The sequence below is a fragment of the Thermomonas sp. genome, from assembly GCF_025993755.1.
In the GTDB taxonomy this organism is placed as follows: domain Bacteria; phylum Pseudomonadota; class Gammaproteobacteria; order Xanthomonadales; family Xanthomonadaceae; genus Thermomonas.
Window position 1 is genome coordinate 1 of record NZ_JAMQHN010000147.1, and the last position, 8,171, is coordinate 8,171.

4 protein-coding genes are annotated in these 8,171 nt (G+C 65.9%); all 4 read right to left on the bottom strand.

From position 1 onward, the window contains the following. Positions 1-1,918: heavy metal translocating P-type ATPase (locus Q0X16_RS10565; protein ID WP_297833981.1), on the bottom strand; the 1,918-nt coding region annotated here is incomplete at its 3' end. 276 nt (positions 1,919-2,194) lie between these two features. Continuing rightward, positions 2,195-5,371 carry a CusA/CzcA family heavy metal efflux RND transporter gene (locus Q0X16_RS10570; RefSeq protein ID WP_297833983.1) on the bottom strand — a complete coding sequence of 1,059 codons (3,177 nt, stop codon included), beginning with the start codon at positions 5,369-5,371 and terminating at the stop codon, positions 2,195-2,197. Next, positions 5,368-6,669, bottom strand: a complete 1,302-nt coding sequence (locus Q0X16_RS10575; protein ID WP_297833985.1) for an efflux RND transporter periplasmic adaptor subunit — start codon at positions 6,667-6,669, stop codon at positions 5,368-5,370. Before Q0X16_RS10575 ends, Q0X16_RS10570 begins: the two co-directional genes overlap by 4 nt. Then, positions 6,666-7,937 carry a TolC family protein gene (locus Q0X16_RS10580; protein ID WP_138652289.1) on the bottom strand — a complete coding sequence of 424 codons (1,272 nt, stop codon included), beginning with the start codon at positions 7,935-7,937 and terminating at the stop codon, positions 6,666-6,668. The genes Q0X16_RS10575 and Q0X16_RS10580 overlap by 4 nt, the downstream gene beginning before the upstream one ends. Positions 7,938-8,171: the final 234 nt, after the last annotated feature.

Genomic DNA, 8,171 nt, shown 5'->3' on the forward strand with positions numbered 1-8,171 from the left:
GGCCGGCGAGCTGGCCGTCTACGGCCAAGTACATGACACTGGCGCCCTCGGTGCGAAGCGTCTCGGCCTGCGGAACAAGCGGTGCGACCGACACGCCCACTTGCTCCATCAACACCGTATTGCCTAGCGCCAGTTGCTGGTGTTCCACGTTGCCACGCACGCCCAGGCCGGAACCCGACTCGAAGGTCTGAGGCTTGACGAGAGTCAAGCCTTGGGCACGTGCGGCCTGCACGATGGCTTCAGCCAGCGGATGCTCACTGCCTTGATCGAGGCTGGCAGCAAGGCGCAGCACCTCCTCGGCTGCGAAGCCGGCGGCCGGTATCACGCAGTTAAAGACGGGCCGCCCTTCGGTCAACGTGCCGGTTTTGTCGATAACCAGCGTGTCAACCTTGCGAAGATTCTCAATAGCCGCCGCGTCGCGGAAAAGAACACCCTGTGTTGCGGCACGGCCGGTTGCGACCATGATCGACATGGGTGTCGCGAGTCCTAGCGCGCAGGGGCAGGCAATGATCAACACAGCTACGGCATTGATCAGTCCGTAAACCCAAGAGGGTTGTGGCCCGAAAAATCCCCAGACGAAGAAAGTTGTGATGGCAATAGCAACGACAGTCGCCACGAAGTATCCGGCAACGATGTCCGCCATGCGCTGCATCGGCGCCTTGGAGCGCTGGGCCTGCGCAACCATCTGGACGATCTGCGACAACACGGTTTCCGATCCGATCCGCTCCGACCGCATGACAAGCGAACCATGGGTGTTGAGCGTCGCCCCGATGACCTTGTCTCCTTCGCGCTTGCTGACTGGCAGCGGCTCGCCCGTCAGCATGGATTCGTCCACCGAGCTGGTGCCCTCGAAGACCACTCCATCGACGGGGACTTTCTCACCTGGCCGAATGCGCAGCAGGTCGCCGACGTGGACATGGCTAAGCGGTATGTCCTCCTCGCCACCGTCAGCGCGGATGCGGCGCGCAGTCTTCGGGGCGAGCCCAAGCAAGGACTTGATTGCGGCGGAGGTCTGCGAGCGGGCTTTGAGTTCCAACACTTGGCCCAGCAGGGTGAGCGAAATGATGACGGCTGCGGCCTCGAAATAAACGCCCACGCGACCCATGGACATGAAGGACTTCGGAAACACCTCCGGCGCGACCGTTGCGACCACGCTGTAGATGAAAGCCGCGCCCGTGCCGAGGCCGATGAGTGTCCACATGTTCGGACTGCGATTGATTACGGACAGCCACCCGCGCGCGAAGAATGGCCATCCGGCCCACAGAACGATCGGCAACGACAGCACCAGCTCGACCCAGCTCTGCACCGTCATGTCCATGAGATGCAGGCGCTCGCCCAGCATTGCCAAGGCCAGGACCACCAGCGTCAGGGGCAGCGTCCACCAAAAGCGCCGTGAAAAGTCGCGTAGCTCCGGGTTATCGTCGTCGAGTTCGGGCAGTAGCGGCTCTAGGGTCATGCCGCATTTGGGGCAGGTGCCCGGATGATCCTGGCGGATCTCGGGATGCATCGGGCAGGTATAGACCGTCCCAGGTGCCACGACCGATGGCTGTTGAGCGGTTGGACTGGATTGATGGCAGCTGTGAGTGAGGGTGTCGTTTCCGGCGGTGCTAGAAATGTCGCTGACGTACCGTGCTGGATCGGCGTCGAACTTGCGCTTGCAGCCCGCGCTGCAAAAGAGGTGCGTGTGTCCGCGATGAATGGATCGGTGCGCCGACTGTGCAGTAACCGTCATGCCACAAACCGGGTCACGCCGCGTCGTATCAGTCGGCAATGCGGAATCGGATTGAGGCAGGCCATCGCCTTGTACGGGCACGCCGCCATCAGGGCTGTGGCTCCCAGGTGTCCCGAGGGCTGCAGAACTCAGGGGCACACCCTCTTGCGAATGAGCGTGTTTCGATGGCTTGCCAGGGTGGTTCATAGGGATGCTCCCAACCTTTTGGATGGACCAATGCCTACGCCCAGCCGCCGGCCAAGCGATGGCCGGCAGATAGAGGCGGCAGCCGAATGCCAGAAATGCCGGTCCCAATGAAATTCGTCATCGGGAAACTGTAGGTAGCGGCTGCTGTCGGGCGAATGACCTCCCCGTTACCTTTCTGTAATCGTTATGTCATTCAATTGGGCGCGCCGGCCGGCGATCCTGATACGTAGGCGTAGTCACGCCGCCGAACGTCAGGGCTTTACGGGCGCGATCGCGTCAGGACTGCTCCCGATAGGCACTGGGCTTCGGGCTCGACTGCTTGGCCCTGTGCAGCCGGTGCCGCATCAGAAGCTGGAACGCTGCGGGCAGCACGAGCATGGACAGCAGGGGCGCGGTAAGCATGCCGCCGACCATCGGCGCAGCGATGCGCTGCATCACTTCCGAACCGGCCCCGTGGCCGAGCAGGATTGGCAGCAGACCGGCCAGGATGACGGCGACGGTCATGGCCTTCGGCCGGACCCGCTGCACCGCACCTTCGCGGATCGCCTCGTCCAGTTCGGCCAAGCCCGCGTGCGGATCGGTGGCCATCCGGCGATCCCACGCGTGGCGCAGGTACAGCATCATCACGACGCCGAATTCGGCGGCGACCCCGGCCAGCGCGATGAAGCCGATCATCGTCGCCACCGACACCGCATGGCCGAGCAGCCAGATCAGCCACAGTCCGCCCACCAGCGCCAGTGGCACGCTGGCCATGATCAGCATTGCCTCGCTGGCTCGACGAAACACGACGTAGATCAATACCAACACGATCAACAATACGACCGGCACCACCAAGGTCAGTCGCTTCATTGCCTGCGCCAGATACTCAAACTGACCCGACCACGACAGCGTGACGCCTGGCGGCAGGCGCACCTCGCGGGCCACGGTCCGCTGTAGATCGGCCACCACCGCACCGAGGTCTCGGCCGGCGGTATCGACGTAGACATAGGTTGCCAGTTGACCGTTCTCGCTCTTCAGCATCGGCGGCCCGCCGACGACCTCAATATCGGCTACTTGGCCCAGCGTCAGCTGCGCGCCGTTTGCTGCGACGATCGGCAACTGCGCCAGCGCGGCCAGCGAGTCGCGCGCCGCGCGTGGATAGCGCAGTACGATCGGATAGCGCTCGCGCCCCGCGACCACCTGGTCGATCGGGTCGCCGCCAACCACCGTCGCCACCAGCTGCTGCACCTGCTGCTGGCTCAGTCCGTAGCGAGCCGCTTCGGCGCGGCGGACTCGCACGTCGATGTAGCGTCCGCTGGCGGCGCGTTCGGCAATCGCCGAGCCCACACCGGGTACGTTACGCGCGACCGCCTCGATCCGGTCGGCCACCGCTTGCAGGCTAGCCACGTCGCTGCCTAGCACCTTGATCCCGATCGGGCTCTTGATTCCGGTGGCCAGCATGTCAATTCGGTTGCGCAACGGCGGCACGAACAGGTTGGTCAGACCCGGCACGTGCACCGCTTGATTCAGCTCCATCTTGAGCTTGTCCATCGTCATGCCGGGACGCCACTGCGCTTTCGGCTTGAACGTGATCGTGGTTTCGAACATCTCTATCGGTGCTGGATCGGTGGCCGTGTCGGCACGGCCGGCCTTGCCGAACACATGCTCGACCTCAGGCACGGTCTTGATCATGCGATCGGTGAGCTGCAACAGTTGCGCGGCCTTGCCCGAGGACAGGCCCGGCAGCGCGGTAGGCATGTACAGCAACGTGCCCTCGTCCATCGCAGGCATGAACTCGCTGCCGAGCCGGCTAATAGGCAGCAGTGCGGTAAGCAGCAACAGTCCGGCCAGCGTAAGAGTCGTCTTCGGATAACGCAGCACCGCTTCCAGGATCGGCCGGTACAAAGCGATCAGGCCGCGGTTGAGCGGGTTGGCGTGCTCGGGCCGGATGCGCCCGCGGATCAGGTAGCCCATCAGCACCGGCACCAGTGTCACCGCCAGCCCGGCCGCTGCCGCCATCGCGTAGGTCTTGGTGAACGCCAACGGCTTGAACAACTTGCCCTCCTGCCCGGTCAGCGCAAACACCGGGATGAAGGACAGTGCGATGATCAGCAGGCTGACGAACAGCGCAGGACCCACTTCTGCCGCAGCCTCGGCGAGCAGCGACCAGCGCACCTGGCCCCGCGGTTCGTCGCCGCCGTGCGCGTCGCGCCAGTGCTCCAGATGTTTGTGCGCGTTCTCGATCATCACCACTGCGGCGTCGACCATCGCACCGATCGCGATGGCGATGCCGCCGAGCGACATCAGGTTCGCGGTCACGCCCTGCAGGTGCAGCGCGATGAAGGCGGCGAGCACGCCCAGCGGCAGGCTGACCACCGCCACCAGCGCCGAGCGCAGGTGGCCGAGGAACAGCAGGCAGACCAACGCGACCACCAGGAACTCTTCCAGCAGCTTGTCCCAAAGGTTCTCCACCGCTGCGTCGATCAACTGTGAGCGGTCGTAAGTCGGCACGATCTCGACGCCGGCCGGCAGGCTGCGCTTAAGTTCGGTGAATCTCGCCTTGACCGCCTCGATCGCGGCCTTCGCGTTCTTGCCCGAGCGCAGCACGACGATGCCGCCGGCCACTTCACCCTGGCCGTCCAGTTCGGCGACGCCGCGCCGGAAGCTCGGCCCACGCTGTACCGTGGCGACCTCGCGCAACAGCACCGGTACGCCGTTTGCACCGGTGGTGACGGGTACATTCTCGAAGTCCGTGCGGCTGCGCAGGTAGCCTTCACTGCGCACCATCAGCTCCGCCTCGCCTTGCTCGACCACCGAGCCGCCGCTGGCACCATTGGCCGCGCGCACCGCATCCACCAGTTGTGCAATCGTGATGCCGCGTGCGGCCAGCGCCTGCGGATCCGGCACGATCTGCCAGGCGCGCTCCATGCCGCCCAGGCTGGCCACCTCGGCCACGTCCGGAACGGTCTTCAGTTGGTAGCGTAGGAACCAGTCCTGCAGCGCACGCAACTCGCCGAGATCGTGCTGGCCGGTACGATCGACCAGGGCGTATTCGTAAATCCAACCCAAACCGGTGGCATCGGGCCCCAGCGACGGGTTGACCCCGGCCGGCAGGCGGTCGCGCACCTGGCTCAGGTACTCCAGCACGCGCGAGCGGGCCCAGTACAAATCCGTGCTGTTGTCGAACAGCACATAGACGTAAGAATCGCCGAAGAACGAGTACGCACGCACTGTGCGGGCGCCAGGCACCGACAGCATCGTGGTGGCCAGCGGATAGGTGACCTGATCCTCCACCACCTGCGGCGATTGCCCGGCCCAACTGGTGCGGATGATTACTTGGGTATCGGATAAGTCCGGCAAAGCGTCCAGCGGCGTGCGCACGACCGAGAACACGCCGACCGCGGCGAGCGCCAGCGCGGCCAGCAGTACGAAAACGCGGTTCGCGATCGCCGCGCGGATGATGGCGGCGATCATGGGTGATCTCCCGGATGCGCGGGACGGGACGTGGCGTGATCCACGTCGCTTGAGGCCGGTACCGGCGATCCTCGTTCGTCACCCAAGCGTTCCAGCGCGCCGGACAGACTGGCCTCCGAATCGATCAGGAACTGGCCCGACACGACGACCTTCTCGCCACCGTGGAGGCCGGTCAAAATCTCCGTGAAGCCATCAGCCGATCGACCCGTGCGCACGGCGAGCGGGCGGAAATGGCCGTCTGCTTCCACCACGATCACCCGCGTCTGCTGGCCGGTTGCGATCAGTGCGTCGTCGGGCACCACTGGCAGCGCCTCGCCATCGGCCGGACGCAGTTGCACGACAACGAACATGCCCGGACTCAGCCGGCCATCCGGGTTTGCGAGTACGATGCGCGCTCGCTGAGTCCGCGTGACGTTATCGACATCCGGCAAAAGCGCCTCAACGCGGCCGTGAAACTCCTGACCGGGCAGTGCGTCGGCCGTGACGGTGACGGATGTACCGCCGCGCACGGCGCCTGCGACCGCCTGTGGCAGCGCCGCTTCGACCCAGACCGTAGCCAAGTCGCTCAACGTCATCAGCGTTTGCCCGGCGCTCACCCGCTGTCCCTCGCGCACATCCAGCGTGGTGACAACGCCCCTCCGAGGCGCATGCAGCGTGATCGCCGCTCCCGCACCGCCGCGTGCTGCGCGGATGTCCGCGGAATCCAGGCCCAGCACCTGTAGCCGCTCGCGCGCGGCGGCGCGCAGAGATTGCGCATCGGCTGACTGTGCGCCCTGCAGCGCGTCGTACTCGGCCAGCGCGCTGCTCCATTGGGGCGCCAGCAGCTCAGCCAGTGATTCGCCCTCCGACACTTGCGTGTACGGCGCACGTACCCGCAGTTTGCTGACCACCGCATCGACGCGGGCGCTGACCGTGACCGTCTCGCGGGAGTTCCACGCTACGGTGCCGGGGACTTTCACCACTGCGGACAGCACCCGGCGTTCGACCGGCGCGATGCGCACGCCCAGATTCTGCACGACGGCGGGATCGATGCGCACCACGCTCGGGTCCGTCGCGGCATCGGCATACTTCGGCACCATTTCCATGCCCATCGGCGACAGGCCCGGCTTGTCGAAATGTTGTTCCGGCACCATCGGGTCGTACCAGTACAGCACCTTGCGGGCAGCCGCCGACACAGGCGCCGACGGATGGGCCGTCATGGGCGCGGTGGTGGCCTGACGACGGCCACCGAAATAGCCGAGCACGAGCAATACGGCGGCCGCGATGACGGCGGCAAAGATGATCAACGGACGCTTCATGGCGTCACCTCCGCAGGAAACAGGTAGGCAAGCGAGGCCCACAACCGTGCGCGTGATGCCAGCGCGTCAGCGTAGTTCAGGCGCAGCTCGATCTCGGCGCGGCGTGCATCCAGCCACGGTTGCAGCGAACTTCCGGCGCGGTAGCCGGCCAGCGCGGTTCGCGCGCGGTCGCGCGCGAGCGGCAGCAGGGTTTGCTGGTAGCGCTCGATCTGCCCATCCCAGCCTTGCCAGCTGGCAATCGCCCGCGTCACCGCTTCGCGCTGGGCGCGGCGCGCGTCTTCGTGATCGGCTTGCACGGCGTCGCGTTGCGCCTGGCGGGCGCTGATGCCGCGGTCTTGCCGGTCGTGCGTGAACAGCGGCAGGCTGACGCCTACCTCCAGCATCACCATGTCCGACATGCCAGGGGCGCGCTTGCCGTAGCTGGCACTCACGCTCCAGTCTGGGTGTTTCGCTGCGCGAGCCTGGTCAAGCGCCGCCTGCGCGAGTTGCTCACGCGCGGCCCACGCTTGAAGCGGCGCCTGTTGATCGACGCTGGACACCAGGCGATCGGCGGTGACCGGCAGCCGGCTGAAGTCCTGCGTCGCGGCAAGCACGCCGGGCGGCACCCCCAGCCATCGTTGCAGGCCGGCTTGCGCAGCCGCCAGATCGGCGTCGGTCGCTTCCAGTCGATTGTCCAGCGCAGCGAGTTCGGCTTGCGCCGCCAGCGCATCGACGGCGCTGCCTTCGCCGCCGCGCAGGCGCGCTTGTGTGATCCGTACAGCCAGCGCCGCCTCGTCGTGCAGGTCGAGCAGCAGTCCACGTCGCTGCTCGATCGCCCACACGTCGATCCACGTATCGGCGATGCGTTCGCGCACGTTTTGCTCGACGGCCACGCGCTCGGCCTCCGCCGCGTCTACCTGCGCGGTGGCCAGCGACCGCTCGGCCGTGCGCGCTGCACGCGATGGGATCGCCTGCGTCACGCCGATGGTGCGCATGGTCATTCCGTCCGATCGCAAGCTGAATGCGCCCGGTTCGGTGACGGGAAAGTTGGAAAGCCCGAACTTCAGGGTGGGATCCGGCAACCGGCCAGCCCGCACGGCTTCCTCGTGCGCAGCCGCGGTGTCGCTGGCGCGCGCCTCTATTTGCGGCGCCCGCGCCAAGCCCTGCCGCACTGCCGCCTCCAGCGTCAGCGGTGGTTCGGCGGCCTGCGCGATCGCAGCTGCCGCTCCCCACACGAACAAAGCCAAGGCCGTCACCCTCGGGTGACGGACGAAATGAATGGACAACATGGGTGAACACTCCGTTGATCTGCAATTCGCGCCGTGCCGTGCGGCATGGCGCCCGTCGGTGGATGCCGCGACGCGTCAGATCAAATGAGGAGTGAGCAGAACAACAATCGGGGGGGTACGAGTGGCGGCGCGCAGAAGCGGTTGCGTCGAATCAGGCTTCGCTCCGACGGCAACGCCACGATGGCTATGGACAGCACTTCCGGTGGCAACATGGCCAGCGTGCTGAACGGTACC